Below are 24,571 nucleotides of genomic sequence, written 5' to 3' on the forward strand. Positions count from 1 at the left end.
ACCGCATCAGGTGTACGAATCTTCAATCATCTTGGGTACCGTAAACCGGAACTCACTCCCTCGGCCCACCTCACTTTCGGCAACGATCTTGCCGCCATGGGCCTGGACGATGCCCTGGGTGATGTAAAGTCCCAGGCCGCTGCCGGTGGGGTTGTTTTCGGTCTGCGTCCAGTAGCGGTCAAACACATGGGGCAATTGTTCCGGCGCTATGCCTTCGCCCGAGTCACGCACCGAGAACACGATTTCTTCGCCATTGCTCATGGCACTGATGCCGATATTGCCCTGGCGTGGGGTGAACTTGATGGCATTGCCGATCAGGTTCGACAGGACTTGGAACAGGCGCTCCGGGTCGGCGTTGATCAGCAGGCCGGGCTCGGCGTTGAACGACAGGTCAATGCCTTTCTCCGACGCCAGCGGTGCGAGCAAGGAGTAAGCCTCTTCGAACATCTGGCTGACATCCAGCGCCACCGGCTTGACCACATACCGCCCCGCATCGATTTTCGACGTGTCGAGCAAGTCTTCCAATAGCACATTCATGCGCCCGGCCGCCTGCTGCATGGTATCGATGGCCGAGGAAATCCGCCGTGACGTATGAGGGCCGTCGGAGCTGAAAGCCTTTTGCAGCATGCCGCAGAGCATGGAAATCACGGTCATGGGGTTGCGCAGGTCATGGGACACCACCGCCACCAGCTCTTCACGCGCCCGCACGGCTTGTTGTTCACGCAGCACCTGGCGGGCCAGGTCGTTTTCCAGGGCCGAGCGGCGCAGGTCATTGGCGGCGAACAGGTCGCCATGGCTCCACTTGGTGGAGATGCCGGCCATTTCGACCTTCCAGATTTCAAATGACGTGCGGGGACGAAGGCGCAGGCCGGCGTCGGAGTTTTCCAGGTCCAGCGGCTTTTGCGGATCGCCGCTCCAGTTGATGTTCTCTTTGACTTCCGGGCGGAACCACAGCACACCGTTGTCCACAGGCTTGGGCAGTTGCATGGCCAGGACGCCGCTGGCCAGTGCCTGGAACTCGGCGGCCGGGGGGTATGACGAAACCAGATTGTGGCTGGCGAACACCGGTTCGTCGCGTTCCTGCAGCCATTTGTGCAGCGCACGGATCTGCGCCGGTTCCGGGCAGTTACCGTAGCGGTGCAATTGTTTGTTATCAATGATCGCCACGCCGCCTGCCCGCGTCAGGTCCATCAGCAACTGGCCCTGTTGGGCCAGGCCATCGAACACATTGTCCTCCGAGGCCTTCATCGCTTGATCAAGCAGCGCCAGTGCCTGAAGTTTTTCCTCGCGCTGACGGCTCAGTTCCAAGGCTTCCATGGCGCTGATCTGCAACGACAGCACCTGGCCGATGGTCTGGCAGGCGGTGCGCAACTCGTTCGGCACCAGCAGGGGCTCCCGATTGCCGCAGCTGATCAGGCCCCAGAGCTTGTCGCCGTCCATCAGCGAGATGCTCATGGATGACAGCACGCCCATGTTCTGCATGTACTGGCAGTGGATCGGCGACACACTGCGCAGGGTGGCAAAGCTCAAATCCAGCGGTTCGCCGGTATCTGGCCGCAGCCTGGGCACCAACGGGACTGGCTCGTAGGCCGCATTGGGAATAATCCGTAGCCAGTTGGTGCGATACAGCTCGCGAGCCTGCTCCGGGATGTCGGACGCAGGGAAGAACAGCCCGTTGAAAAGCTCCATGGACGGCGCCGACGCTTCGGCGATCACCTGGCCATGGCCTTCGTCTTCGAAACGGTAGATCAGCACACGGTCGTAACCGGTCATGGCCTGGATTTCATTTACGCTGATTTCGTACAGCGCCTGCAGGGTTTTCGCCGCCTGCAAACGTTGCAGCATCTTGCCCAGGTTACTGGTGCGGCCGTTTAACGCGCGCGGGCGAAAGTCCTTGAGCCGCGGCTCGAACTCCAGCACCAGCACGTCCTGGTGGCGGTGCAGCAAGCCTTCGAAATCCGCACCGTTGAGGGTGACGTGCAACGGTGGCATGTCGAAGAAGGTATTGGTCCGGGCCATGACCTGCACGGCCTGGGCGTGTTCGGTGCCGATCACGCTGTGCAGCGGCTGACCGAGCAGCGTTTCGGGCGCATGGCCGAACAAGGTGCCGACGTTGGCGCTGACCTGGATGATATTCAGGCCGGGCTCCGACAGGGTCAGCAGCGCACCGTGGGGCTGGATCGCCCCGGGAAAGCGGATGGGCTCGTTGGCACAGTTGGCAAGCAGCTCTTCAAAATCTTCGGTTTTCATAGCAGTACCTCCTGGCTGTCGAGCCATTGCTCAAAGCAGCTGAATGTCGAGCGGGCGGCGTTCACGGCGCATTGTTTTGCGGGCGCGTCCAGCGGCTGGTCGCCCAGATAAACAAGAAAGTCTTTCCAGCGCCGTCCGGTCTCTACCCCGTAGATGTCGAGAAAGGCGCCGCCGTTGTCGGCATTGACGCCCAGGCGCTGCGCCATTTCACGACGAAGCACCTGGCCACCCAGCGTCGCACCCTCCAGTACATACAGAGCACCGAGGCAGGCGGCGGGGGTGTCGAGCGTTGGCAGTTGCGTGCAATGGGGCAGGGTGTCGATGGCCTGATCATCCAGGCCCAGCGCGTGGAGGTCACTGACCAGTATCGGTGTTTTCACACGCATTGCGGTATCAAACCCGTCGGGAATCAAGCCGCTGCCGTACAGTGCAGCCTCCATAGGCTGATAAAACCCGAAGTACGCCTGCAGCAGATGCCGGTACCCCTGCGCATCAAGGCGATCGGAGAAAAACGGCAGGCGTTTTTCCAGCGCGGTATGCAGCAAGGCCGTGCCTGTGCGCAACGCTTCCAGCAGTGGGGGCGCATCGACGTCATGGGCCTGAGAATGCATTCAGTAAGCTCGAACTGTGGGCCTCTCGGCCATGAGTGACGCGCGGAAAAGGGCGACGATTCTACACAACTCGCAGTCAGTAACTAAACGCGCAAGGCGAAAAGGCTGACTAACGGATCAGAAATGTCGCTCCTTGCGTCATTAATGGACCGATGGTTTCACCGGGAAGTTCGCTCAAGGTGATATCGCGACGCTATCAATGCATAGCCAAACCCTGCTGATTCAGCGCTGTTTGCACGCAGTCAATCAGATGCTGGGTGCTCCAGGGCTTGGGCAGGAATCGCACCGAGCCGCCCAATTGTGCCGCCAGATGGGCGTTGCCTGACGTCAGCACCACCTGCACCGTCGGCCAGCGGTGCGCCACCACCTTGCTCAGGTCAAAGCCATTGAGCAAACCCGGCATTTGAATATCGCTGACAATCAGGTCCACGGGGTCATCGCCCCGTTCCAGATAAATCATCCCGTCGTCCGCCGAAGGGAACGACGTCACCGACGCGCCGAAGTCCTCCAGCACATCCACCATTAACGCCCGAATGATTTCGTCGTCTTCCAATACTAAAATCGATGGCCGAGCCATGATCCTTACTCCACCATCAGGGTTCAGTAGGGTTGAGTGGAGGCTGCAGGCATAGGTTCGATTGGATGTTTTTTAAACGATGGGTGGTCGTTTGGCGGTGTGCAGGAATGTGGCTGAGGGCGTTGCTGTGTAAACAGGCATAATTGGCATCAACACTCGACGCGGAGCTGTCCGATGAAGTATGCCTTGTTGACCCTCGCCCTGATGCTGACCACCGGCCAGGCCGCCGCCGCCGGCGATGCGGAAGCGGGCGGCAAGCTCTTCGCCAAGACCTGCGGCGGTTGCCACAGCATTGGCGAAGGCGCCCGTGGCGGTTTTGGGCCGCAACTGAACGGCATCATTGATCGACCTGCCGGTACCACGGCGGACTATCAGTATTCGGAGGCGATGAAGACCTCGGGAGTGGTCTGGACCCGGGACAAACTGGCGGCCTACATTGAAGATCCGAAATCGGTTGTGAAAGGGACGCGGATGATTTTCTGGGGCATCAGTGATCCGGAGAAGATTGAAAATATATTGGCGTATCTTGAGACGTTTCAGCACGAGTGATGGCGTAAACGGTTGCCGGCGTATGGCTAGCCTTCAGGCGTCACGTTCTCAACCCTGTGGATCCCGAAATCGTGATGGCCGGACGCGTTGATCGTTCCCACGCTCCGCGTGGTAATGCATCCCATGACGCTCTGCGTCACCTGTACGCATTGAATTGTACGACGGGACGCGGAGCGTCCCAGGCGGCATTACCACGCGGAGCGTGGGAACGATCATGCTCATGCTATGGCCCGAACGACTGCACCGGGATCCCGCCCATATGTGGCTGCGCGATCTCATCGCCTCGACGTTGGCGGGCACATGTACGCGTTGATCGTCCCGGTTCGACTGCGCAGCCGTGGCCTGTGAGTTCGACGTTCTTGACCCGCCTTTGCTCAACATTCAACGGTATACGTATCAAATACGCCCATTGATTCTGTTCGTATCAGTCAAGCGTGTCCTCGTGATCGAATGCGATGAAGTAGTCGTTTTCTGAAAGAACTATCTCATGGGAGAAATGTGCCTGTATCACTGATAGCCACTCCCTTTGCAATTCAAACATGCCGTTATTGACGTCTTCGTCTACCGACAATCCGAGCTCAGAAATCACGGAGTAATCGTTTCCTAAGTCCGCCGAATCCTCAGTTCCGATTAGCCACTCTGTGGTTCTGTCGAACCATTCCAATCTCACTTTGAGTCCCATGTAACCCTCACAGATACTTTCTGATGTTTCGTTTCTTTTTTGGCCCTTTTAGCTGCTCGCCGGTTAGATGGTTGAACGCACCCATATGGCTTCCATCACTTGCTAGATAAATTTCCAGCTCGCCGTGTTGGGAATCCCATTCATAGATTTTTCGACCTTTTTCATCTATCCAGCGCTCTCTCAGGCCGGCACCTCCCTGCTTGGGAGTCATGGGTTTTGCTTTTTTCAGTTTTTCAAAGCCAGTAATTTGTCCAGTATTCGGAGCCTTGTGGTACTTGTGATCCCCCGCCTTAAGACTCACCACCACATACAGCGGCCGAACCCCCGACCCCACCGGGAACACCAGAATAAAATCCCGGTACTCCGGCGGATAAACCGGATTCACCAGAATCTGCGCGGCCTTCTCCGTCGGCGGGTAAATCCAGATCACCGGCGCTTGCGGCGCAGCCTCCAAGGCTGGAATTCCCAGCGTGTCACTGGGATCAACCGCAGGCGTCCAGATCAACTCGACTCCCTCACCCAAATCCGCCACAAACTGCTGGCCGCGGGTTTGGAACTGCACCACATCGATCGTCTGCCAGCTCGGATGGTTGCCGGTGTAAAAGCCATACCCCTTGAGCGTACCGTCCTCGCGTTGTTCTACATGCAAACGCATCTGCGACCGCGCCCGCGCCATCGAGCGCAACTGCTCCTCACTGTAGAGCGCGCTATCACCCATCTCAGACGGCCAGGCCAGCGCCACCAAACCGGCCAACAGGCCACCGGCGACAGACCCGACGGCAGTCGTCGCCGATTCCCACACTGCAGAGCGCAACGCCAACTGCCCCAAGCCGGCGGGCAACGCGCTGCCGCCGATCCTGCGCAAGGCCACCGCGCCTCGGCCGTCCAGTTCGCGCCCACCCAGCAGGCTGAAATGGGCGTACTCCTTGACCAACTCCAGCGGGACATAACCGGTGGGGTCTGCGTAGCGGGTGAAGCCGTCCGGCAATTGGCAAGGCTTGATAAAGACGCAGCCGACAGGTTTGGCCGGCGTGGGGGCTGGGGCAGGGGAGGGTTCGTATAGATCAATCGCCGGCGAATAGGGTGCCCGCGACGGTTGCGGTGTCAGGATTCGCTGTCTGCGTAGCGCTTCTTCAGTAGGTGGATAAGAACGTTCTGACATGACCGGCTCACTTCCTTGTGCGAGGGAGTGAGCCTACGGGGGGATATCACGGGGCTGGAATTGGCAGTGTTCGATGGGGAGTGTGGGAAAAGTAGACAGTAACTTCAGCGGGTTTCGAATATTGCGTTTTTCGTTTGTTTCGTTTAGCTTGAGCTCAATTGAACTATGTGACGACGGAGTAGCATCATGATCACCCCGCACCTCCCTAAAACAATTCCTCCGCTGGAAAAGGAAGTTGAAGCCGCCGTTCAGGGCCAGCGCGAATTGGCCTCATTGCTGTCGACCAAATTCGACACTCAACGCATCGATATCTTCGACAAAGAAGACAAACCCCACTCCCTTGTACTCCCCACATCCGCGCTACGTCTGCTGGTTGATATTTTGGGTGAGCTGGCGCTGGGCAATGCCGTCAAGGTTGTACCCGTCCATGCTGAGTTGACCTCCCAGGAAGCTGCCGACCTGCTTAACGTTTCACGCCCGCACCTGGTGAAGATGCTGGAAGAAGGCGCCATTCCTTTTACGAAGACGGGTCGCCATCGGCGTATCCGGTTTTCAGATTTGATGGCGTTTAAACAGCAGCGCGATGCAGAAAGCCAAGAGGCGATGGAGGCGTTGGTACGGCAGGCTCAGGAGTTAGGCATGGGGTATGACCTATGAGGTGTTCGCCGTTCACTGCGGTATACGATGCTTGTGTTCTTTACCCGGCAGCACTCCGGGATCTGTTGATGTGGCTGGGATTGTCTGGTCTGTATCGAGCGCGATGGACCAGCCAGATCCATGAAGAGTGGAAGCGCAATGTGCTAAAAAATCGCCCCGACCTTACTTCGGAGCAAGTGGATAACACTTCAACGATGATGGACAAGGCTATACCCGACGGGCTGGTGACAGGGTATGAGGAGTTATGTTCGAGCCTGGATTTGCCCGATCCTGATGATCGTCACGTACTGGCGGCGGCGATTCGTAGTAAGGCGGAGGTCATCGTTACGTTCAACTTGAAAGACTTCCCATCGCATATCTTGGCTGCTTATGACATTGAGCCAATGCACCCACATTTTTTTGATCGGGATGCAGTAGCCGAACCGTATTGGTAGTAAAAAAGACCTTGGCACACCGAGGTCTCTTTTGTCCGCTGATCAAGTCAGCAGATGCTTTGAAATCAACCGTGAAATCTCGACAATCGACGTCTTCCCGGTAAATTCAAACTTCACCTTGCCCAACGACGAAAAGTAAATCTCCAGCTCCGAATCCAGATCAAACGTACCCGACGTCTCCACCGAATACGCCACGATGTTCTTGTACGGCAGCGACGTGAAGTCCTTCTTGCTGCCGGTAATTCCCTGCACATTCACCGCGATAATGCGCTGGGTGGTGAACACCACGCCGTCGCGCATGGCCTTGTACGCATCCACCACTTCCTCGCCATCGAGCAGCAATGCCGCCACGCGTTCGGCGTATTCGTTGTTCTGTTTGAGCTTGAAGAAGCCTTTGTTGTTGAAATCAATCATGTGCCTGCCCTCGGGTGAATGGTGCGCTCGGTGTATGACGTTTTGCGCGCGGATCTGTATCTGACGCGCGCGGTTTGAACGCCCTACCATGGCGTCCAACCCTACAGCGTTGCAGGAGCCAAATCATGCCCGAACTGTCCAGCTGGCTTGCCTATGCGCTGATATCCCTGGGCATGGTGCTGACGCCCGGCCCGAACATGATTTACCTCATCTCACGGTCGATCTGCCAGGGGCGCGTCGCCGGGTTTATTTCCCTGGGCGGCGTGGCGTTGGGGTTTCTGGTTTATATGTTGTGCGCGGCCTTGGGGATTACCGCGTTGGTGATGGCGGTGCCCTTTGCCTACGACGCGCTGCGGTTTGGCGGGGCGCTGTACCTGGCCTATCTGGCCTGGCAGGCGCTCAAGCCGGGTGGCCGTTCGCCGTTCCAGGTGCACAGCCTGCCCCAGGACAGCCCGCGCAAACTGTTCACCATGGGCCTGGTGACCAACCTGCTGAACCCCAAGGTTGCGGTGATGTATCTATCGCTGTTGCCCCAGTTCATCGACCCGAACGGCCATGGCAGTGTGCTGATGCAATCTCTGGTGCTGGGCTTCACGCAGATTCTTATCAGCGTGAGCATGAATGCGGTGATTGCCACGCTGGCGGGCTCCATCGCCGTATTTTTCGTCACCCGGCCGGGCTGGCAGGTGGTACAGCGTTGGCTGATGGGGTCGGTGTTGACGGGGTTGGCGGTGCGGATGGTGGTGGAAGGGCGCAAGTAGCTCAGCGCGCCATCACGTTTACGATCACATGCAAAATGAACTCAGGGCCGTAGCACGGTTGCCCATGTTCATCCTCGATCCGCCAGATGGAAGTGACTGCGCAGGTTTCCTTGGGCGCGGCGAATTCCATCGTGATATGCACGGGTTGGCCAGGCAGTGTTTCTGCGATGAGGATTTCGTTGTTAAGGCTGCGCAGATGCGTGTCCATGACGACTTCCAATGGCGCGCCCATGGCGGTGCGCCGTGCGATGACGTACTCACCGTCAACGCGCACCAATCTTCGTCCACGCCATGGACGTGTGCCGAGGTTCTGGATTTCCCAGGTCTTATGAAAAGTCTCACTGGGCATTACCACGGTTTGATCGGGGGTGGTGACGTCTGCATTGAATACGGCGATGTCACTGGGGTCGCGTAGGCCGATGGCGCGGTTCGTGGCTGCAGTTGAATAAGCATCGACGGGTGCGCCAGTCAGGTCGGCAAAATAGCGAAACAGTAGCAGCGGTGAAACCTGAAGCGCCTTGGCGAGTTTGATCAGGGTGCGAACCGAGGGATCTTGAGATACGCCGCTGGCCAAGCCGTACAGATAGGTTCTGGAAATTGCGGCTTCCCTGGCCAGGGTGGTCATGGATTTACCCAACTCTCGACTGCGTCGTACAACGAGGGAGCGGAGGGTGTCGCGAGTTCGTATGCTCATATTCGATTGCTATCCCTAGTGCTTGGAGAGGCCCACACGTTGTTCGCCAAAAAAGACAACCTGACCACCGTTGCGGGTAATACGCAATGCACACTTGCGACCTGCTGGTGATGTTGTGAAGGACATGGATTGGTCGCTTTCTGGTTGGCTATATCCAGTGTCGTAGTTTCTCGCATGCTTGCGAACCTAGTGTTTGTTGTATTCCTTTACGTCTACCTTTGGATATAGCGATGACTCAATTAAAGACGTGCTGCGCTTCCATTGCTCGATCAGGTTTCGGCACTTTGCAATTACCGGAAGCCATGCTGCAGGACTACAAACAAATTGTTGATGGATACTCAGCAATATCCCATGCCACCAAAGCGTCATTTTCTTTCAGCCAGGACACTGACGGTTTTTTCCCTTTCGGTGCCGAATACTCAAGTGTTGAGGAACATCCTGACCTCTGTGAGCGATTCTGTTATTGGCAGGCGCATGCGTCGAAAAGAAATGGTTTTGAATTTACTCGGAGCGATTTTTTTGCGGCTGTAGAAATTTTTGAGCGCCAGGTCAGCGAGTTGGCTCAAGAGTTGATGGACGGTATATGCAGCGAGTTTGGAGTATCTCCACTTGCCCCTTTTCGCTCGGCGTCCTACGTGCAGTTGTGTGTTTATCGTGCTCAGGCTGCAAGCATTGAGCGGCGGTTCGTCCAGGACCCCCATGAAGATGGTCACATGCTGTCGCTTATCAAGCCTAGCCGCGAAGGGCTGGTGTTGGTGAAGGGGCTCTCGCTTGAGCCGGTGCGTCTTTTGGAGAATGAGATTGCGGTGCTAGCAGGGTCTTTACTCACTGAGCTGTCCGATCACGCAATTCCTGCGGCTTATCACGCGGTCCTCGCACCTCAGAAGCCGGTGGACAGAAGCTCGTTGATTTATTTTGTTAACCCGAATCCTGAGCAAGTGCTGACCAGCTTTTTCCGCAGGCAGAGAATCGATTTGAGTCGTTCCGTAAACGCCCGTCACATCGGCTTCGGTAATCAACCTATTCAACTCCTGTAACTATCTCCTCGGGCACGGACACTCCATGGCTCCCTACTTCAGTGCGCTCTACCTCGAAGGCTTGCTTTTAGGTATGGGTTTGTTCGCCGCCCCCGGCCCCAAAGACACCTTGGTAATCCGCCAAGGTGTCAGCCGTGGTCCCGTCTGGGGCGTGGTCGCAATTTGCATAGTGGCCGACGTCCTGCTGATCGCTCTCGGCATCACTGGGTTAGGTTCGATTTTAGAGCGTCGTCCAACATTGGTAGCGCTGTTGCTACTCTCCGGCGCGGCGTACTTGCTCTGGTTCGGTGCTCAGCGCCTATTGGCTTGCCTGCGTGATCAATCGATGCCGGACACCCACGGCGGGAACTCGCAACGGGGGTTGTTGCGCACGGCGGTAGTGCTGGGGTTCGCCAACCCCTACGCATGGCTTGATACGGTGGTGCTGATCGGTTCCATTGGTGCTGCGAAACCGGCAAGCCAGCAAGCACTGTTTGCCGCGGGCGCCATGACGGCATCGCTTATATGGTTCGTGGTGCTGGCGCTGGGCTGTCAGCGGTTGACGGGGTTGTTTCGAACGCCGGCAGTCTGGCGTTGGTTGGACGCGGGTGTTGCGATCTTGATGGTGTATTTGGCCAGTATGCTGATCGCCGATTCACTGGATGTCTTTGAGGTAGTCCTTAAGTAGGCTGAGTGGCAAGGACAGTTCATCAAGGTGAGAGACGCCTTGAACATCAGCGGATAGTTTTTGCAGTTCTCGCCCCAGTACCGTGTCGGTACCGCCTAAGGCAATCAATGCTTGTGCAATGCACTCATCAAGCTTCACCTGAATCCCCGCCAAATCCCCCTGGCGCACCAACAACCCAAACACCTCGCGGTCGTACGCTTCCATCACCGGATCATCGCGCAAAACCGGGCTGCCGCCGTCCGTCTCGTGCACCAGCTTCAGTGCATAAAGCGCAACCGCTTCCAGCGTCAATTCCATGGTTTTGGTTCCTGCGGTTTTTTGGGGGGGCGATGATCACTGTTCTGCGCGGGAAAAAAAAGACCCTGATGTTTTGAACCGTTTGGTTTGCGTACTCTTTGCCTTACAACTTTAAACGCGAAACCACAGTACACAACTCTCCCGCCAGCAGTGAACTGTCTTCTGCCGTCACCGCGATGTCTTCTATGGCCTCAACCTCGCACCACTTAGCGATACCTATCCGTTCGGCTAGTTGCGCTAGTAAAGGGTGGAAAAAGTCCATGATTCGCGCCACTGTTACCCGCTGATCAACCCTGCAAATTGGTGAGTGATGGATTACGCCACCCTTGAAAGCTTGCGCACGCACCATCCGGCCTGGCGCCTCTTGCGTTCGGACCATGGGCCGCTGGTTGCGAGTTTTTTACATCGTGCGTTTGTCGCGACCAACGTTCGGACTGTTCCTGCTGCCGATCTGGCCGAGTCGCTGGAAGACGAGCTCTATGTCTTGCGCCGGCAGCTGGATGACGATGTTTTCCCCAAGTCTGCTTTGCAGTACCTCAATGAATGGGCCAGTCCGGAAAAAGGTTGGCTGCGCAAGTTCTATCGTCAAGACGATGATGAACCGCAATTCGACCTGACCCCGTCCACCGAGAAAGCCATCGCCTGGTTGGCCACCCTCGCCGAGCGAGGATTCGTCGGTACCGAGTCGCGCTTACTGACGCTGTTCGAGCTGCTCAAGCAAATGAGTGAAGGCAGTGAAGCCGACCCGGCCAAGCGCGTTGCCGATTTACGTAAGCGCCGTGATGAGCTGGATGCGGAAATCGCACAAATTCTGCGCGGTGACGTGCCGCTGCTTGACGATACGGCGCTCAAAGATCGCTTTCAGCAATTCACGCAGTTATCACGGGAGTTGCTGGCTGACTTTCGCGAGGTCGAGCATAACTTTCGTCTGCTCGACCGCCGTGTGCGGGAGCGGATTGCCTTGTGGGAAGGTGCCAAAGGCGCGTTGCTCGAACAGATCATGGGCGAGCGCGACGCTATTTCCGATTCGGACCAGGGCCGTAGTTTCAGGGCGTTTTGGGGCTTTTTGATGTCGAGCAGTCGTCAAGAGGAATTGACGCAGATGCTTGACCGTGTGCTGGCCCTGGAACCGGTGATGGAACTCAAGCCGGATATTCGTACCCGGCGGGTGCATTACGACTGGCTTGAGGCCGGCGAGCACACTCAGCGCATGGTCGCGCAACTGTCCCAGCAATTACGGCGCTTTCTGGACGATCAGGTCTGGCTGGAAAACCGCCGCATCATGGATATTTTGCACGGGGTTGAAGCCAAGGCGCTGGGCCTGCGTGAGCAAGCGCCGGCAGGGGCGTTCATGGACATGGCCGACGTGGCCGCCAGTATTGAATTGCCCATGGAGCGCCCGCTGCACACCTTGAGCGTAAAGCCCGACTTTGCCGGTATCGCGGTGCAAGTCGGCGACGAACATATCGATATCAGCGCATTGTATAACGACCAGACGGTCGATCTGGTTCGGTTGGCCGCTCATATTCAGCAAACCTTGCAGCTACGCTCGCAAGTTACCTTGCATGAGCTGACTCGGTTGCGGCCCTTGCAGCAGGGGTTGGCCGAATTGGTGGCGTATCTTCATTTGGGCAGTGAAACCTTTACCACCGTTGTCGACGACACTCAGGACGAGCCGATTGCGTGGGTCGCGACGGATCGTGATGGCCATTCGGTTCAGAAGCACGCACGGTTGGCACGCGTTATTTTTGTGAGGCAAGGATGAGCGAAGAGCAACCCGCATCGGGTGAGGTCATGGACAGTGGCGCGGCGGATTTGTCGACGCTGCTGGTTGTGCTGCTTAAAGGGGTGATGTATCACGAAGCCGACGAGCGCTTGTGGAGCGTATTGCTCAACTTGCAGACGCGAGTGCGCGACTACGTGACCGTGTTGGGTTTGGAGCTGATGGTGGATGAGGCCGAAGGCTACGCCTTTTTGAGAAGCCGAACCGAACCTGCAGACGATGAATCGACGGTTCGCGTACCGCGCCTGATTGCGCGCCGGCCGTTGTCATTTCCGGTCAGCCTGCTGCTGGCCTTGCTGCGTAAAAAACTCGCGGAATTCGATGCCAGTGGCGGTGAAACACGGCTGGTGCTGACCCGCGATGACATCGTCGAACTGATTCGCGTGTTTCTGCCCGACAGCAGCAACGAAGCGCGGCTGGTCGATCAGATTGACACGCATATCGGCAAGGTCGTCGACCTGGGTTTTTTGCGGCGTCTCAAGAGCAGCAGCGGCCCCCTCAGTTATGAAGTACGGCGCATTCTGAAGGCGTTCGTGGATGCTCAGTGGCTGTCTGAATTCGACACCCGCCTGAGTGAGTACCGTGCCCATCTGTGCGGCGAGAGCCCTGCCGCGCCACACAGCGAACCGGAGGTGGTTCCATGAGTGACTTATTGCTACCCGAGCTGGACTTTATCGGCGATGACAGCCTGTCAGGCTTTCGCCTCAAACGCCTGGAAGTCTTCAACTGGGGCACCTTCGATCAACGCGTGTGGACGCTGTTGCCCGAGGGCAGAAACAGCCTGCTGACAGGCGATATCGGCTCAGGCAAGTCGACGCTTGTGGATGCGTTGACCACCCTGCTGGTACCCAATCAACGGATTGCCTATAACAAGGCCGCCGGCGCAGAAAACAAAGAGCGCAGCCTGCGCTCCTATGTCCTGGGTCATTACAAATCCGAGCGCAGTGACGTCACCGGTGCCGCCAAACCCGTCGCCCTGCGTGACCACAACAGCTACTCGGTGATTCTGGGGGTGTTTCATAACGCCGGCTACGATCAGACGGTCACCCTGGCCCAGGTGTTCTGGATGAGAGACGGGCAAAGCCAGCCCGAGCGCTTTTACGTCGGCGCTGAGCGCGACCTGTGCATCACCGCGGACTTTGCCGACTTTGGCTCGGACATCCCGCAACTGCGCAAGCGCCTGCGTAACAGCGGGGCGGATATTCAGGACAGTTTCCCCAAATACGGTGCGTGGTTCCGGCGCCGCCTTGGCATTGATAACGAGCAGGCCCTGGAGCTTTTTCATCAAACCGTCTCGATGAAGTCGGTGGGTAACCTCACCGATTTTGTGCGCAGCCACATGCTTGAACCCTTTGATGTTGCCGCGCGCATCGCTGCGCTGATCGCCCACTTCGATGATCTGAGCCGTGCCCATGAGGCCGTGCTCAAGGCTAAGCAGCAGCGCGTGTTGCTGGAGCCGCTGGTGGCCGATTGCGACAAGTACCAGGGCCTGTGCGCAGAGCAGGACGGCTTGCGTGATTGTCGGGAGGCGCTCAAGCCCTGGTTTTCCGAACTCAAGCTGACGCTGTTGGATCGACGCCTGCAACTGCTGGCTCAGGATCAACAGCGGCTCGGCGCGCAAAAGGAGCGTCAGATCGAGCAGCGTGATCGTCAGCGCCAGGACGTGGAATCCATCAAGCGGGCGGTGGCCGAGCAGGGCGGTGATCGTCTCGAGCAGTTGGCGATAGACATACGCAAGTACGATACCGAGCGCGAACGCCGCCAACAGCGAGCGCAGCGCCACGGGCAATTACTTGCCGCTGTGGGCGAGTCACCGATTGACGATGAAGCGGCGTTCACCCGTCTTGGACAACAGTTGCAAACCCGTCGAGAACAGTCGGGCACCCAGGAAGCCGACCTGCAAAACCAGATCACCGAATGGGGCGTCTCGTTGCGCCAGGGCCGGCTTGAGCACGCGGCACTGGAGAGTGAAATCACCAGTCTCAAGGCGCGGCGCAGCAATATCCCCGATGCGCAGATCAAGTTGCGCACGGCCATGTGCCTGGCGTTGGGGTTGGCGGAAGACGTCATGCCCTTCGTCGGCGAACTGTTGCAGGTGCGCGAAGACCATCGCCCGTGGGAGGGCGCCATTGAGCGCGTGCTGCACAATTTCGGCCTGGCGCTGTTGGTGCCGGATGAACAGTACAACCAGGTCGCCGCCTGGGTGGATAAAACCCACTTGGCGGGTCGCCTGGTGTATTTCCGCGTACGGTCCGGTCGGCAGTCCGATGCGCCGGATCTGCATCCACAGTCGCTGGTGACAAAACTCAGTGTTAAACCCGACTCGGCGTTTTACGCCTGGCTGCTGCGCGAACTGAGCCATCGTTTCAATTACGCCTGCTGCGACACACCGGAACAATTTCGTCGAGAGGTGCGTGCCCTGTCGTTGTCGGGGCAGATCAAGGGCGCTGGTGAGCGGCATGAAAAGGATGATCGACATCGGCTGGATGACCGCAGTCGGTATGTGCTGGGCTGGAGCAACGCGGAAAAAATCGTTGCGCTTGAGGCGATAAAAGAACGGCTGCAAGGGCAATTGGCCGATATCGGCGCACAGATCGCCAATGCCGAAAAACGGCGCAGCCAGTTGCGTCAGCAGCTTGAATCGTTGGCGGCGCTCAATGAATTCACTGACTATCGGGACATTGACTGGGCGGAGTGTGCAACCCTCGTGGCGCGCTTGCAGGATGAAAAGGCCACGCTGGAAGCGGCCAGTGACACCTTGCTGCAACTGACCGCCCAACTGAAAACCATGCAAGACACGCTGGGGCTGACGGAAGAAGAAATCTCCAGGCTCGACAAGGAATTGGGGAGCGTGCAGGCCAAGCACGAAGTCGCCACCGCGCTTCGCGTCGAAACCTTCAACTTGATCATCACGATCGCAGACGCCACGCGGCTCCATCTGGAGGCCCTGCGTGCCCAGGTGCTGGGCGAGCGGCTGTTGACCGTTGAATCCTGCGATAACGCCGAACGCGAAGTGCGTGAAGCCCTGCAAGGCAAAATGGACGCCGAAGCCAAAGCACTGGAGCGTCTGCGCGACAAAATCATCCGTGCGATGGCGGCGTTCAAGGAAGCCTACAAGCTGGAAACCAACGAGTTCGATGCCGACCTTAACGCCGTCGACGAGTACAGCAACCTGTTGGATCAGCTCATCCGTGACGATCTGCCGCGTTTTGAGCAACGCTTCAAGGAACTGCTCAACGTCAACACCATCAATGAGATCGCCAACTTCAACGGGCAACTGGCGCGGGAGCGGGAGACCATCAAGGAGCGTATTGACCTGATCAATCAATCCCTGGGGCAGATCGACTACAACCCCGGCCGCTATATCGTGCTGGAGTCGCAACTGAGCCCGGATGCCGACATTCGCGACTTCCAGATGCAATTGCGCGCCTGCACCGAAGGCGCCTTGACCGGCTCCGAAGACGGCCAGTATTCGGAGAGCAAGTTCCTGCAAGTCAAAACTATCATTGATCGCTTTCGCGGGCGCGAAGGGCTGACTGAACAGGATCGACGCTGGACCGCCAAAGTGACCGACGTGCGTAATTGGTTTCTGTTCGCCGCCAGCGAGCGCTGGCGCGAGGATGATCGCGAGCACGAGCATTATTCCGACTCGGGCGGCAAGTCGGGTGGGCAGAAAGAAAAACTGGCCTACACCATTCTGGCGGCCAGCCTGGCTTATCAGTTCGGTCTGGAATGGGGCGCCGTGCGTTCGCGCTCGTTCCGTTTTGTGGTGATCGATGAAGCCTTCGGCCGCGGCTCCGACGAATCGGCCGAGTACGGCCTGAGGTTATTTGAACAGCTCAACCTGCAATTGCTGATCGTCACCCCCTTGCAGAAAATCCACATCATCGAGCCTTTTGTTTCCAGCGTGGGCTTTGTGCAAAACGAGGGCGGCAAGGCCTCCCGGTTGCGTAATTTGTCGATTGAGGAGTACCGGGAGCACCGAGGCGATTTGTCATGATGAACTGGACTACGGTGCAGGACCTCAAGCAACAGATGCTGCGTCTTTGGTTGCGCGGGGACTTACTGCGCGCGCTGGTTGCAGGGCCGCCCTGGGAGCCACGCCGACTTGCGCTGAAAACGCCGGATACGACTCAGTTAAGTGAACACTTCGAAGATGTCCGCAAGTGGGTCGCACAGCTCAGTGCTGTCGACGGTATTCGCATTCAATGGCGGGACATCAACCATCGGGTTATCGGTTTGCAGCGGTTACCGGCGGCGGTGTGGCTGGACTCGGCCGAAGATGCCATTAAGCTGATCGGCAAACAGATTGAGCTGCAAGCCTTGCGCGGCATGCTTGAGCTGACCCTTCAGCGGCAACCCTCGCTTGTCGGCTGGCTGGGCGTTCGGCCTTTGCAGGCCGTAGAACTCGCGCCGCATTGGCCGGCGCTTTTGGAGGTCGTGGCGTGGATGAAGCAACACCCATATCCCGGAATCTACCTGCGACAGGTCGACATTCCGGACATCCATACCAAATTCATCGAAGGCCACCGAGCCGTCTTGAGCGAATTGTTTGATCGAGTGCTGCCGGAGCAAGCTATCGCGACACAGTACAAAGGCGCCTCGCAGTTTTGCGCTCGCTACGGCTTCCTTGAAAAAACCGCCGTACTTCGCTTTCGTGTGCTCGACTCTGGCTTGGCCCTGCTGCCCGGGGCTGACTTGCCGGACATCACCCTCGACGCCGCGAGCTTTTCCCGGCTGCACATCGCCGTAACGCGAGTATTCGTGACCGAAAACGAAACCAATTTCCTCGCCTTTCCGCCTGTGCCAGAGGCCATCGTGATCTTTGGTAAAGGCTATGGCTGGGAAACCCTGGGACGTGCCGAGTGGTTGTCGCGCTGCACGATGTATTACTGGGGTGATATTGATACCCACGGCTTTGCCATTCTTGATCAACTGCGGCGCAAGTTTGGGCATGTCGAATCGTTATTGATGGACCGCCAAACCCTGGAGGCCCACAAGGAGTTGTGGGGGCAGGAGAGCCGGCAGGTGGCTCACGATTTGCCCTTTCTTACGCCAGAAGAGCGTGGGTTGTTCGATGAGTTGCGCGACAACAGGCTGGGGAGTGGGGTCAGGTTGGAACAGGAACATGTGGGGTTTGGTTGGTTGGAGAGGGCGCTGAAATCGATAAGCCAGTCACCGAGTTCGCGCCTTTGTTGATGTCGCTAATTTGCTTGACGGAACTTGCCCCACTGTAGGAGCGAGCGTGCTCGCGAAAAACCTCAACGATAACGCGCCCGTCAGCTTTATTGATTCGTATGATCCAAAGGCAGCCCTAGATCCACTGATCATTCAAGGCGGTCCGGTCCCCACCTTCATGACCGGTGTTCAAGATGCCACGTGGCTCGATCATCATCAGCTTGGCTTCGCCTTCGGCGGCCGTGCGGTGCTCTACGCCGCGAGGGACCACATACAGTTCGCCTGGCGCCACATAGACCGGGCCGTCGGCAAGGTCGATACGCAGCGTGCCTTCCAGTACCAGGAATGCCTCGTCGGTTTCGGGATGGGCGTGCCAGATGAATTCGCCTTCGATGCGCACTACCTTGAACTGGTAGTCGTTCATTTCGGCGACGACCCGTGGGCTCCATTGTTGCTCGATCAGTGAGGCTTTTTGGGCTAGGTTTATAGGACGTGTCTGGACCATGACGGGTACTCGTGGTGGTGGAGAGTCGTCAGGTTAGCGAGGGGGAGGGTGGGAGAGCTTGTACGATCTTGCAGCACTACGCTGGGCGATTTGTGATCGTTCCCACGCAGAGCGTGGGAACGATCAGGGCTTTATGGCGTGTAAGCCTGCCGCACCCTGCCGGCGAGCCACGATAGCGCTATCGCCGGAATCGCAAGAAAAGCCGCATACAGAATGCCGACGCCCAGCAACGGGGAAACACCAGAGGTAACCAACATCACCGGGATCTGAGCAAGCATTACGACGGCGCCTGCGGACCACTGGGCGTTTTTCAGCAGGACTCCAAGAATCACCGACAGAGCAAGCGCGGCGGGATAGATGAAGGTCCAATAATTAGCCAGGTCCCATGGCTCTTTAGTCCCCGTAACTGCTGAAACAACAGCCCAAAAAAATAGGGAAACAATACAGGTAGCGGTGAATGCCATGATTTTCCTGTTTCACTTTGTCCAAAGACCGTTGGACGCAATCGAAATTTATTATGATCGCAGTGAAGCTCTGCGCTTCACCACGTTGGCAAGCAAACTGGAAAGCGATTCGATTGAGTAAGGTTTCTGCAATAGCTCGAACCGCTGACCACCCGCTTCAATTTTGGCGAACTCGGAGCTATAGCCTGTTGTGAGGACCACGGGCAACCATGGATAAAGTACTTCGATACGTTCGAACAACTCGATCCCGCTCATGCCGGGCATCGTGATATCTGAGAAGACGACATGAAAATTTTCCGGATTAGGTGAGAGCGCGATAAGCGCTTCCTGCCCGCCAGATACCCAGTGGACGGTATAACCCAGCTGCTGCAGGGTGTCAGAAGTGAAAGTCCCGATATCTTCATTATCCTCTACAACCAGCACTGCATATCCCTCGCCGCACTCCGTAACTGCAGGTGCGGCATCAATGGTCTTTTGCACGAATGCCTCGACCCGTGGCAGATACAGAGTAAACGTGCTGCCAACACCCTCACAGCTACTGACCAGGACCTCTCCGCCTGATTGCTTTGCAAACCCGAAGACTTGAGACAGACCGAGCCCGGTGCCTTGCCCCACACCTTTGGTTGTATAGAACGGCTCAAAGATGCGCTCTAATTTGTCCGCAGAAATTCCTGTGCCGGTATCAGATATAGAAACAGTTACGAAATTTCCAGGACGCTCGGGGTGTGAGCGCACTGCGGGGAGCGATTTATTCGTATTAACGTTGATCGAAAGCTCCCCCACACCGCCCATTGCGTCCCGAGCGTTAACGATCATGTTTACCAGCGCAGTCTCGAACTGGCTTACATCGGCATTGATAAAACACGGCTCATCACAAATATCGATGGTCACACTGATCCGTGACCCAGTGAGCGTGTCCATCATTTCGCCTATTCGCACAACACTCTCGCCAGCGTTAAAGATTTCCGGTTGCAGCTTTTGTCGTCGTGCAAATGCCAACAACTGGCTCGTCAACCGCGCCGCGCGCTCTACCGTACTTGAAATCGCTTTGATGTATTTATCGCGGCGATCCTCTGATAGGACTGGGCTGCTGAGAAGATCTGTACAGGACTTGATAACCGTCAGTAGATTATTGAAATCGTGGGCGACACCACCCGTGAGTTGCCCAATAGCTTCCAGCTTTTGCGATTGCCGCAGCGCCTCCTCTGAAAGCTTCAATGCCTCGTTGGCATCTTCCTCCGCTTGAGTATCCCGGCCAACAGCGTGGATAAAGTCTTTATCCGGCACCGCCGTCCAAGAGATGGTGCGATATGAGTTATTCGAATGCCGGTAGCGATTCTTGAAAGTAGGGAAATGCTCCCCTCGCTTCAGATCGGTCATCGCATCAATCGTCCGCTCCAAGTCATCAGGGTGAACGAAGTCAAGAAACTGGCTATTTATGAGATGTTCTTCAGGCCATCCCAACGTTTTACTCCACGCAGGGTTGACCGCCGAGATTTTCCCATCGAAATGAGCGACCAGCATGAGGTCTGCGGAAAGCCGCCAAATGCGATCTCGGTCCTGGGTTTTCTCGACAACTTGCTGCTCCAACGACTCGTTGAGTTTGGCCAATGCATTTTGGGCATCACGCAGGGCTGTCATGTCGCGAGAGACACTAAGGATTTTTTCAGGTTTCCCATCCGAGCCAAAAATAGGACTGACTTGAACGTGCCACCATTTCAGCGTCCCACCCATGGTGAAAGCAGATCCCATAAAGCTCGCACTCTTACCTTCGCGAGCAGATTGCACGGCAGCCTTGGCATCCACGTTTCCCTGATCCTGCCAGAAGTCAGGCCATGGACAGCCGCGTATTTCGTTGAAATCGCTGACCTCCATGATCTCTTTACCCAACTCGCTCATGAACGTCAGGCGGGCGTCCAGATCCAGTACCTTGATGCAGTCGTTTATGCTCGCGAGAACACGGTCGGTGAATGCCTCGTTCTCCTCCAGTTTCAGCGCTCCGTGCACCTGCGTCGTGGTTTCGTGGACACGGCAGAACATTCCCTCAGGCTTTCCAGTATCCCCATGCAGTGGCGAAAACGAGAATGACCAGAAAGTCAACTCGGTCACCCCCTCTCGAACAAGTGTAATCGGATGGTTTTCAAAGCGGCTTGCCTGCCCCTGAAGCGCGCTTTGCGCAATGGTGCGTACTTGCTCCCATGCTTGGCCCCAAATCAAATGAATCGGCGCGCCCAAGGCAACTTCTGGCGCGCATGGGAGATTGATGAGGTAAGCGTCATTGAAGAACAGTTGTAACGCGTCTCCCCACACGAGGTACATGCTCTCGGGTGAGTTCAGCATCAGACTGAGTGAGCTTTTGAGCGCCATAGGCCAAGATTCTCTGGCCCCCAGAGGGGTTGCAGACCAATCCGTTTCGCGTATGAGGCGCCCCATATCTCCGCCGCCGGCAGGGAGGTCAAACGAAACCATGTACTTGAAAGCTCCCTCGGCCAAAAGGTGGCCAATACGCTGCGAGAATAGAGCGGGCATGATGTCATTTATGCCCGCAGCACAGCCATCTATAAAAAAACCTGGAGGTGCCTTCGGTCGGGTTTGGAGTCAGGCTCTGATGCTGTGTTCAATGTAATGCGTGAAGTGAATCGTCCCAGGATTCATGAGGTCGCCGAGTGAGCGTTTCTGGCCGGTTGCTGACGTGCGCGACCGGCAACTCTCAGTTGTTGCGGACCCGAATTATGTGCAGGCACTGAAACTCCCCGAGAAAGTTAAGATGACGGTCCATTCTGGCTGCCGCTTTGATTCATTGAGCGCCCCGTCCTCGGTTACGTCGGCTTCCGAGGTATTCACTAAAATCGTGGGGCAGACTAAGGCGATCATCGACGCCAAAAAAGCTGCCGCTGGGGTGGGGAACTAGTACCTACCACAGTGGCAAAAGGTCTAGTGAGATCAGGGGCAGATTACATTTGAAATAATCGTGGTTTGACCCCGGCTTTATAGTATGTACTGTTCCCATTTTACTCCGTGCATTACTAGGCGACCCGTAACCTTGGATAGTAACGCGAGCAATCGAGCGAGTCCTATCGCAGGGTCGTCAAATTTAAGATAATCATTCTCTCCCTCTTGTTCGAATAAAGTCCCCTCGTTCTTGATCAAAATTCCTCTGGTTAGATCTAAGTAAACATCAGGTTGGGAACTTTCTGGAAGGGTGCTTAATTTTTCTTCTATATTTATTAGCGGAGAGCCTTTGTAAGTTATAATGACGCTAAGTATTTTTCTGTATGGCCAAGAAAGGTTTCCAAGTTGGACTCCTTCTCCTGTGCTTGATTTCAATGCCTTAACGCTTTGGATGTTTGACGCGATATGTTCAAGTGTGCCTGGTGTGATTTCAGTCTTTATTTCGAATGTTGCTATCGTGGCCTCCTGAAAAATCAAATCATGCCCGCTAGCAAATGGTAGTCGAGGCATTGATTTCAACATAAGGACAATATCTTGCTGTTTTGAACGTTGACCATATGAATCGATGATCATGCCACTCACGACGCTAGTCATTTCGGGGAGGTGGGCAACGAGAAAGTCTTGAATCAATCGTTCTCGGGCTGAGCCTGCAGTCGCTGAGTGCCCCAATACATTAGTCATCTCATACTGAGCACTCAACGATCTGACTGCTCCAGAGCAGTATTCGACTAATGGCTTCATTTAAGTGTTCTCCTTGAGTAGAAAGCTAATGTACATCGTATTTGATTTCTATGAAGATGCACCCTTGCTTATCGGAATTGAGAATAACCGAACACTGATCACGATATTAATTTTTGTTAGGGGCCGCTTCTAGCCGATTGGGGTCTTTCGGAGTTCCCCTTACCCGTTGAGGCATGGCAGGGATGCCCATTATTTGGTTCCGCGGTCCCATAACCTTATTTCGGTCTGCCTGCCGGAAACCTTTCGCCACAGATCCGGCCTTCCAACCCCAACCCTTCCTGCGCTACCTTCCACCGTCGCTTCCAATCCAGCGACCGGACCTGATAATCCGAAAAAAATAGGCTCACTTACTTAGGAGCTTATCAATGAGCGTTTCTGATCAATCGTGCCTTTGCAATTCGATGGTCCACACCTCCACCCACCTGGGAGGTGCCCAATGATCAACCCACCCCTCAACAAAACCCTCGGCGTCATCACCTTCTCCACCTGCGGCAAACAGCCCAACCTCCACCGTCTATTCCGCGTCAATTCCGGCGTCCCCATCCGCGATGCCCTGGAACACGCCTCCGAGCTTCTGCACTGTTCCAAAATGCTGGCATTGGATGCAGCGATGGACAAAAGCGCGGATCGCTACGCCTGGGCAGCACATTATTTGGGCGAGATGGCGAAGGCGGTGGTGGATGATTTGGCGAATGGGATGTTGCCGAATGGGGTGACGGAGGAGGGGGATTCGGTTGGTGTGTAGGCAGGTGGTTTGAGGGTGTTGGGGCTGACGCAGTCGCAGGCAAGCCAGCTCCCACATTTGGATCGTGTTTCAGGTTGGTAATGGGCGGCAAGCAATGAATCAGCTGTCGCCCACTTTTCTACAGACGAAAAAAAAGACCTTGAATTTCAAGGTCTTTTTTTAAGATGGTGCCCCGAGGGAGACTCGAACTCCCACTCCTTTCGAAAACGGATTTTGAATCCGCCGCGTCTACCAATTCCGCCATCAGGGCTCAATGGCGGCGAAGTATAGAGAGGTGATTACCGTTGGTCAATCACGTTTCATGGTCAATTTTGACTATTTCCGCTAGACTTCCCGGCCCTGCTAGACGAACCCCATCATGCGCGTTGCTGACTTTACTTTTGAGCTCCCTGATTCGCTGATCGCTCGCCACCCTTTGGCCGAGCGTCGCGCCAGTCGACTGCTGACCCTGGACGGGCCGAGCGGTGCCCTCGCACACCGTCAATTCACTGATTTGCTTGAGCATTTGCGCCCAGGCGATTTGATGGTGTTCAACAATACCCGGGTGATTCCGGCGCGGCTGTTTGGCCAGAAAGCGTCCGGCGGCAAGCTGGAAATTCTGGTGGAAAGGGTGCTGGACAGCCATCGCGTGCTGGCCCATGTGCGCTCCAGCAAGTCGCCGAAACCGGGGTCGAGCATCTTGATTGATGGCGGCGGCGAGGCCGAGATGGTGGCGCGGCATGATGCGTTGTTTGAGCTTAAGTTCGCCGAGGAAGTGTTGCCGCTGCTGGAGCGTGTCGGCCATATGCCATTGCCTCCTTATATAGACCGCCCCGACGAAGACGCGGACCGCGAGCGCTATCAGACGGTGTACTCGCAGCGCCTCGGTGCGGTGGCGGCGCCGACGGCCGGGCTGCATTTCGACCAGCCGCTGCTGGATGCGATTGCCGCCAAGGGCGTCGAAAGCGCCTATGTGACCCTGCACGTGGGGGCCGGGACGTTTCAGCCGGTGCGTGTGGAGAACATCGAAGACCATCATATGCACAGCGAATGGCTGGAAGTCGGCCAGGACGTGGTGGACGCGGTTAACGCGTGCAAGGCGCGCGGCGGGCGGGTGGTGGCGGTGGGCACCACCAGCGTGCGCTCGCTGGAGAGCGCGGCGCGCGATGGTGTGCTCAAGCCGTTCAGTGGTGACACCGATATCTTTATTTTCCCGGGCCGGCCGTTCCATGTGGTCGATTGCCTGGTCACCAACTTTCATTTGCCGGAATCCACGCTGTTGATGCTGGTGTCGGCCTTTGCCGGTTACCGGGAAACCATGGCCGCTTATCACGCCGCCATCGCCAACGAGTACCGTTTTTTCAGCTACGGTGATGCGATGTTCATCACCCGTAACCCGGCGCCGCGCGGCCCTGAGGACAACTTATGAGTC

Annotated in this window: 23 protein-coding genes, 1 tRNA gene and 2 pseudogenes; 13 read left to right on the forward strand and 13 right to left on the reverse strand. The window is 56.6% G+C overall.

From position 1 onward, the window contains the following. Positions 1-6: 6 nt before the first annotated feature. The 3 genes from BFP96_RS16600 to BFP96_RS16610 form a co-directional block, all read right to left on the reverse strand. Entirely contained in the window at positions 7-2,250 is a 2,244-nt protein-coding gene (locus tag BFP96_RS16600; RefSeq protein ID WP_065892395.1) for an ATP-binding protein, read from the reverse strand. Further along, complete coding sequence (locus tag BFP96_RS16605; RefSeq protein ID WP_065936611.1) at positions 2,247-2,861, reverse strand: biliverdin-producing heme oxygenase; 615 nt, start codon at positions 2,859-2,861, stop codon at positions 2,247-2,249. Before BFP96_RS16605 ends, BFP96_RS16600 begins: the two co-directional genes overlap by 4 nt. A 196-nt stretch (positions 2,862-3,057) precedes the next feature. Beyond that, positions 3,058-3,438 (reverse strand): response regulator, encoded by a 381-nt coding sequence (locus BFP96_RS16610; RefSeq protein ID WP_065885090.1) that lies wholly within the window; start codon positions 3,436-3,438, stop codon positions 3,058-3,060. A gap of 174 nt (positions 3,439-3,612) precedes the next feature. On the opposite strand from BFP96_RS16610, the gene BFP96_RS16615 reads away from it, so the two are divergent. Then, positions 3,613-3,987: a c-type cytochrome gene (locus BFP96_RS16615; RefSeq protein ID WP_065885091.1), complete on the forward strand. Its 375-nt coding sequence runs from the start codon at positions 3,613-3,615 to the stop codon at positions 3,985-3,987. A gap of 205 nt (positions 3,988-4,192) precedes the next feature. Beyond that, positions 4,193-4,300, forward strand: a pseudogene (locus BFP96_RS31795) (LysR family transcriptional regulator); the annotation flags it as partial. A gap of 111 nt (positions 4,301-4,411) precedes the next feature. On the opposite strand, the gene BFP96_RS16620 reads toward BFP96_RS31795, so the two are convergent. Beyond that, positions 4,412-4,669: a colicin E3-like toxin immunity protein gene (locus BFP96_RS16620; protein WP_065936612.1), complete on the reverse strand. Its 258-nt coding sequence runs from the start codon at positions 4,667-4,669 to the stop codon at positions 4,412-4,414. Positions 4,670-4,676: 7 nt separating this feature from the next. Then, positions 4,677-5,831, reverse strand: coding sequence for an S-type pyocin domain-containing protein (locus BFP96_RS16625; protein WP_065936613.1), 1,155 nt, complete (start codon positions 5,829-5,831; stop codon positions 4,677-4,679). Positions 5,832-6,017: 186 nt separating this feature from the next. Between BFP96_RS16625 and BFP96_RS16630 the strand changes: the two genes are divergently transcribed. Continuing rightward, entirely contained in the window at positions 6,018-6,488 is a 471-nt protein-coding gene (locus BFP96_RS16630) for a helix-turn-helix domain-containing protein (protein ID WP_065892392.1), read from the forward strand. Then, a pseudogene (locus tag BFP96_RS16635) lies at positions 6,485-6,898 on the forward strand (PIN domain-containing protein); the annotation flags it as partial. The gene BFP96_RS16630 and the pseudogene BFP96_RS16635, both read left to right, overlap by 4 nt. Before the next feature lie 66 nt (positions 6,899-6,964). Here the strand turns inward: BFP96_RS16635 and BFP96_RS16640 are convergent. Continuing rightward, complete coding sequence (locus BFP96_RS16640; protein WP_065892390.1) at positions 6,965-7,336, reverse strand: PH domain-containing protein; 372 nt, start codon at positions 7,334-7,336, stop codon at positions 6,965-6,967. Between the two features lie 125 nt (positions 7,337-7,461). Here BFP96_RS16640 and BFP96_RS16645 point away from each other — a divergent pair, with 125 nt between their 5' ends. Next, the gene (locus tag BFP96_RS16645; protein ID WP_065936614.1) at positions 7,462-8,097 is read left to right on the forward strand and encodes a LysE family translocator; all 636 of its coding nucleotides are present in this window, start codon (positions 7,462-7,464) and stop codon (positions 8,095-8,097) included. A gap of 1 nt (position 8,098) precedes the next feature. Here BFP96_RS16645 and BFP96_RS16650 read toward each other — a convergent pair whose 3' ends face one another. Beyond that, positions 8,099-8,791, reverse strand: a complete 693-nt coding sequence (locus BFP96_RS16650) for an NBR1-Ig-like domain-containing protein (protein ID WP_065898241.1) — start codon at positions 8,789-8,791, stop codon at positions 8,099-8,101. Positions 8,792-9,021: 230 nt separating this feature from the next. On the opposite strand from BFP96_RS16650, the gene BFP96_RS16655 reads away from it, so the two are divergent. Both BFP96_RS16655 and BFP96_RS16660 read left to right on the forward strand, forming a co-directional pair. After that, positions 9,022-9,828 carry a 2OG-Fe(II) oxygenase family protein gene (locus BFP96_RS16655; RefSeq protein WP_065892387.1) on the forward strand — a complete coding sequence of 269 codons (807 nt, stop codon included), beginning with the start codon at positions 9,022-9,024 and terminating at the stop codon, positions 9,826-9,828. Positions 9,829-9,853: 25 nt separating this feature from the next. Next, positions 9,854-10,495 carry a LysE/ArgO family amino acid transporter gene (locus tag BFP96_RS16660; protein WP_065892386.1) on the forward strand — a complete coding sequence of 214 codons (642 nt, stop codon included), beginning with the start codon at positions 9,854-9,856 and terminating at the stop codon, positions 10,493-10,495. Here the strand turns inward: BFP96_RS16660 and BFP96_RS16665 are convergent. Then, a complete protein-coding gene (locus BFP96_RS16665; RefSeq protein WP_065892385.1) occupies positions 10,463-10,792 on the reverse strand; it encodes a hypothetical protein in 330 nt (109 codons plus the stop codon). The two genes, BFP96_RS16660 and BFP96_RS16665, sit on opposite strands and share 33 nt — an antisense overlap. Before the next feature lie 310 nt (positions 10,793-11,102). Between BFP96_RS16665 and BFP96_RS16670 the strand changes: the two genes are divergently transcribed. Genes BFP96_RS16670 through BFP96_RS16685 form a run of 4 tightly spaced genes read left to right on the forward strand, consistent with a single transcriptional unit; the run spans position 11,103 to position 17,774 of the window. Then, the gene (locus tag BFP96_RS16670; RefSeq protein ID WP_065936615.1) at positions 11,103-12,557 is read left to right on the forward strand and encodes a DUF3375 domain-containing protein; all 1,455 of its coding nucleotides are present in this window, start codon (positions 11,103-11,105) and stop codon (positions 12,555-12,557) included. Next, positions 12,554-13,219 (forward strand): DUF4194 domain-containing protein, encoded by a 666-nt coding sequence (locus BFP96_RS16675; protein ID WP_065936616.1) that lies wholly within the window; start codon positions 12,554-12,556, stop codon positions 13,217-13,219. The genes BFP96_RS16670 and BFP96_RS16675 overlap by 4 nt, the downstream gene beginning before the upstream one ends. Further along, a complete protein-coding gene (locus tag BFP96_RS16680) occupies positions 13,216-16,575 on the forward strand; it encodes an ATP-binding protein (RefSeq protein WP_065936617.1) in 3,360 nt (1,119 codons plus the stop codon). The genes BFP96_RS16675 and BFP96_RS16680 overlap by 4 nt, the downstream gene beginning before the upstream one ends. Beyond that, a complete protein-coding gene (locus tag BFP96_RS16685; RefSeq protein ID WP_256549060.1) occupies positions 16,572-17,774 on the forward strand; it encodes a Wadjet anti-phage system protein JetD domain-containing protein in 1,203 nt (400 codons plus the stop codon). The genes BFP96_RS16680 and BFP96_RS16685 overlap by 4 nt, the downstream gene beginning before the upstream one ends. 115 nt (positions 17,775-17,889) lie before the next feature. On the opposite strand, the gene BFP96_RS16690 is transcribed toward BFP96_RS16685, so the two are convergent. The 4 genes from BFP96_RS16690 to BFP96_RS16710 all read right to left on the reverse strand — a co-directional run bounded on the left by BFP96_RS16690 (position 17,890) and on the right by BFP96_RS16710 (position 22,415). Then, entirely contained in the window at positions 17,890-18,258 is a 369-nt protein-coding gene (locus tag BFP96_RS16690) for a cupin domain-containing protein (protein ID WP_065892381.1), read from the reverse strand. Positions 18,259-18,389: 131 nt separating this feature from the next. Next, the gene (locus BFP96_RS16695) at positions 18,390-18,722 is read right to left on the reverse strand and encodes a hypothetical protein (protein WP_065936618.1); all 333 of its coding nucleotides are present in this window, start codon (positions 18,720-18,722) and stop codon (positions 18,390-18,392) included. A 51-nt stretch (positions 18,723-18,773) separates the two neighbouring features. After that, positions 18,774-21,155 (reverse strand): PAS domain-containing protein, encoded by a 2,382-nt coding sequence (locus BFP96_RS16700; protein WP_065936650.1) that lies wholly within the window; start codon positions 21,153-21,155, stop codon positions 18,774-18,776. A gap of 555 nt (positions 21,156-21,710) precedes the next feature. Next, a complete protein-coding gene (locus tag BFP96_RS16710) occupies positions 21,711-22,415 on the reverse strand; it encodes a DUF6602 domain-containing protein (RefSeq protein WP_065936620.1) in 705 nt (234 codons plus the stop codon). Between the two features lie 436 nt (positions 22,416-22,851). Here BFP96_RS16710 and BFP96_RS16715 point away from each other — a divergent pair, with 436 nt between their 5' ends. Further along, a complete protein-coding gene (locus tag BFP96_RS16715) occupies positions 22,852-23,160 on the forward strand; it encodes a DUF3077 domain-containing protein (protein WP_065936621.1) in 309 nt (102 codons plus the stop codon). Positions 23,161-23,325: 165 nt separating this feature from the next. Here the strand turns inward: BFP96_RS16715 and BFP96_RS16720 are convergent. Continuing rightward, positions 23,326-23,410, reverse strand: a tRNA-Leu gene (locus BFP96_RS16720). A gap of 108 nt (positions 23,411-23,518) precedes the next feature. Here BFP96_RS16720 and queA point away from each other — a divergent pair. Continuing rightward, positions 23,519-24,568, forward strand: coding sequence for a tRNA preQ1(34) S-adenosylmethionine ribosyltransferase-isomerase QueA (gene queA / locus BFP96_RS16725; protein ID WP_065936622.1), 1,050 nt, complete (start codon positions 23,519-23,521; stop codon positions 24,566-24,568). Positions 24,569-24,571: the final 3 nt, after the last annotated feature.

This window comes from Pseudomonas sp. 34 E 7, from assembly GCF_900005715.1.
GTDB lineage: Bacteria > Pseudomonadota > Gammaproteobacteria > Pseudomonadales > Pseudomonadaceae > Aquipseudomonas > Aquipseudomonas orientalis_A.

What these genes read in the sequence shown, in the direction of transcription:
- BFP96_RS16600 (WP_065892395.1), bottom strand. Translation starts at nt 2,250, where the DNA reads ATGAAAACCGAAGATTTTGAAGAGCTGCTTGCCAACTGTGCCAACGAG.
- BFP96_RS16605 (WP_065936611.1), bottom strand. Translation starts at nt 2,861, where the DNA reads ATGCATTCTCAGGCCCATGACGTCGATGCGCCCCCACTGCTGGAAGCG.
- BFP96_RS16610 (WP_065885090.1), bottom strand. Translation starts at nt 3,438, where the DNA reads ATGGCTCGGCCATCGATTTTAGTATTGGAAGACGACGAAATCATTCGG.
- BFP96_RS16615 (WP_065885091.1), top strand. Translation starts at nt 3,613, where the DNA reads ATGAAGTATGCCTTGTTGACCCTCGCCCTGATGCTGACCACCGGCCAG.
- BFP96_RS16620 (WP_065936612.1), bottom strand. Translation starts at nt 4,669, where the DNA reads ATGGGACTCAAAGTGAGATTGGAATGGTTCGACAGAACCACAGAGTGG.
- BFP96_RS16625 (WP_065936613.1), bottom strand. Translation starts at nt 5,831, where the DNA reads ATGTCAGAACGTTCTTATCCACCTACTGAAGAAGCGCTACGCAGACAG.
- BFP96_RS16630 (WP_065892392.1), top strand. Translation starts at nt 6,018, where the DNA reads ATGATCACCCCGCACCTCCCTAAAACAATTCCTCCGCTGGAAAAGGAA.
- BFP96_RS16640 (WP_065892390.1), bottom strand. Translation starts at nt 7,336, where the DNA reads ATGATTGATTTCAACAACAAAGGCTTCTTCAAGCTCAAACAGAACAAC.
- BFP96_RS16645 (WP_065936614.1), top strand. Translation starts at nt 7,462, where the DNA reads ATGCCCGAACTGTCCAGCTGGCTTGCCTATGCGCTGATATCCCTGGGC.
- BFP96_RS16650 (WP_065898241.1), bottom strand. Translation starts at nt 8,791, where the DNA reads ATGAGCATACGAACTCGCGACACCCTCCGCTCCCTCGTTGTACGACGC.
- BFP96_RS16655 (WP_065892387.1), top strand. Translation starts at nt 9,022, where the DNA reads ATGACTCAATTAAAGACGTGCTGCGCTTCCATTGCTCGATCAGGTTTC.
- BFP96_RS16660 (WP_065892386.1), top strand. Translation starts at nt 9,854, where the DNA reads ATGGCTCCCTACTTCAGTGCGCTCTACCTCGAAGGCTTGCTTTTAGGT.
- BFP96_RS16665 (WP_065892385.1), bottom strand. Translation starts at nt 10,792, where the DNA reads ATGGAATTGACGCTGGAAGCGGTTGCGCTTTATGCACTGAAGCTGGTG.
- BFP96_RS16670 (WP_065936615.1), top strand. Translation starts at nt 11,103, where the DNA reads ATGGATTACGCCACCCTTGAAAGCTTGCGCACGCACCATCCGGCCTGG.
- BFP96_RS16675 (WP_065936616.1), top strand. Translation starts at nt 12,554, where the DNA reads ATGAGCGAAGAGCAACCCGCATCGGGTGAGGTCATGGACAGTGGCGCG.
- BFP96_RS16680 (WP_065936617.1), top strand. Translation starts at nt 13,216, where the DNA reads ATGAGTGACTTATTGCTACCCGAGCTGGACTTTATCGGCGATGACAGC.
- BFP96_RS16685 (WP_256549060.1), top strand. Translation starts at nt 16,572, where the DNA reads ATGATGAACTGGACTACGGTGCAGGACCTCAAGCAACAGATGCTGCGT.
- BFP96_RS16690 (WP_065892381.1), bottom strand. Translation starts at nt 18,258, where the DNA reads ATGGTCCAGACACGTCCTATAAACCTAGCCCAAAAAGCCTCACTGATC.
- BFP96_RS16695 (WP_065936618.1), bottom strand. Translation starts at nt 18,722, where the DNA reads ATGGCATTCACCGCTACCTGTATTGTTTCCCTATTTTTTTGGGCTGTT.
- BFP96_RS16700 (WP_065936650.1), bottom strand. Translation starts at nt 21,155, where the DNA reads ATGGGGCGCCTCATACGCGAAACGGATTGGTCTGCAACCCCTCTGGGG.
- BFP96_RS16710 (WP_065936620.1), bottom strand. Translation starts at nt 22,415, where the DNA reads ATGAAGCCATTAGTCGAATACTGCTCTGGAGCAGTCAGATCGTTGAGT.
- BFP96_RS16715 (WP_065936621.1), top strand. Translation starts at nt 22,852, where the DNA reads ATGATCAACCCACCCCTCAACAAAACCCTCGGCGTCATCACCTTCTCC.
- queA (WP_065936622.1), top strand. Translation starts at nt 23,519, where the DNA reads ATGCGCGTTGCTGACTTTACTTTTGAGCTCCCTGATTCGCTGATCGCT.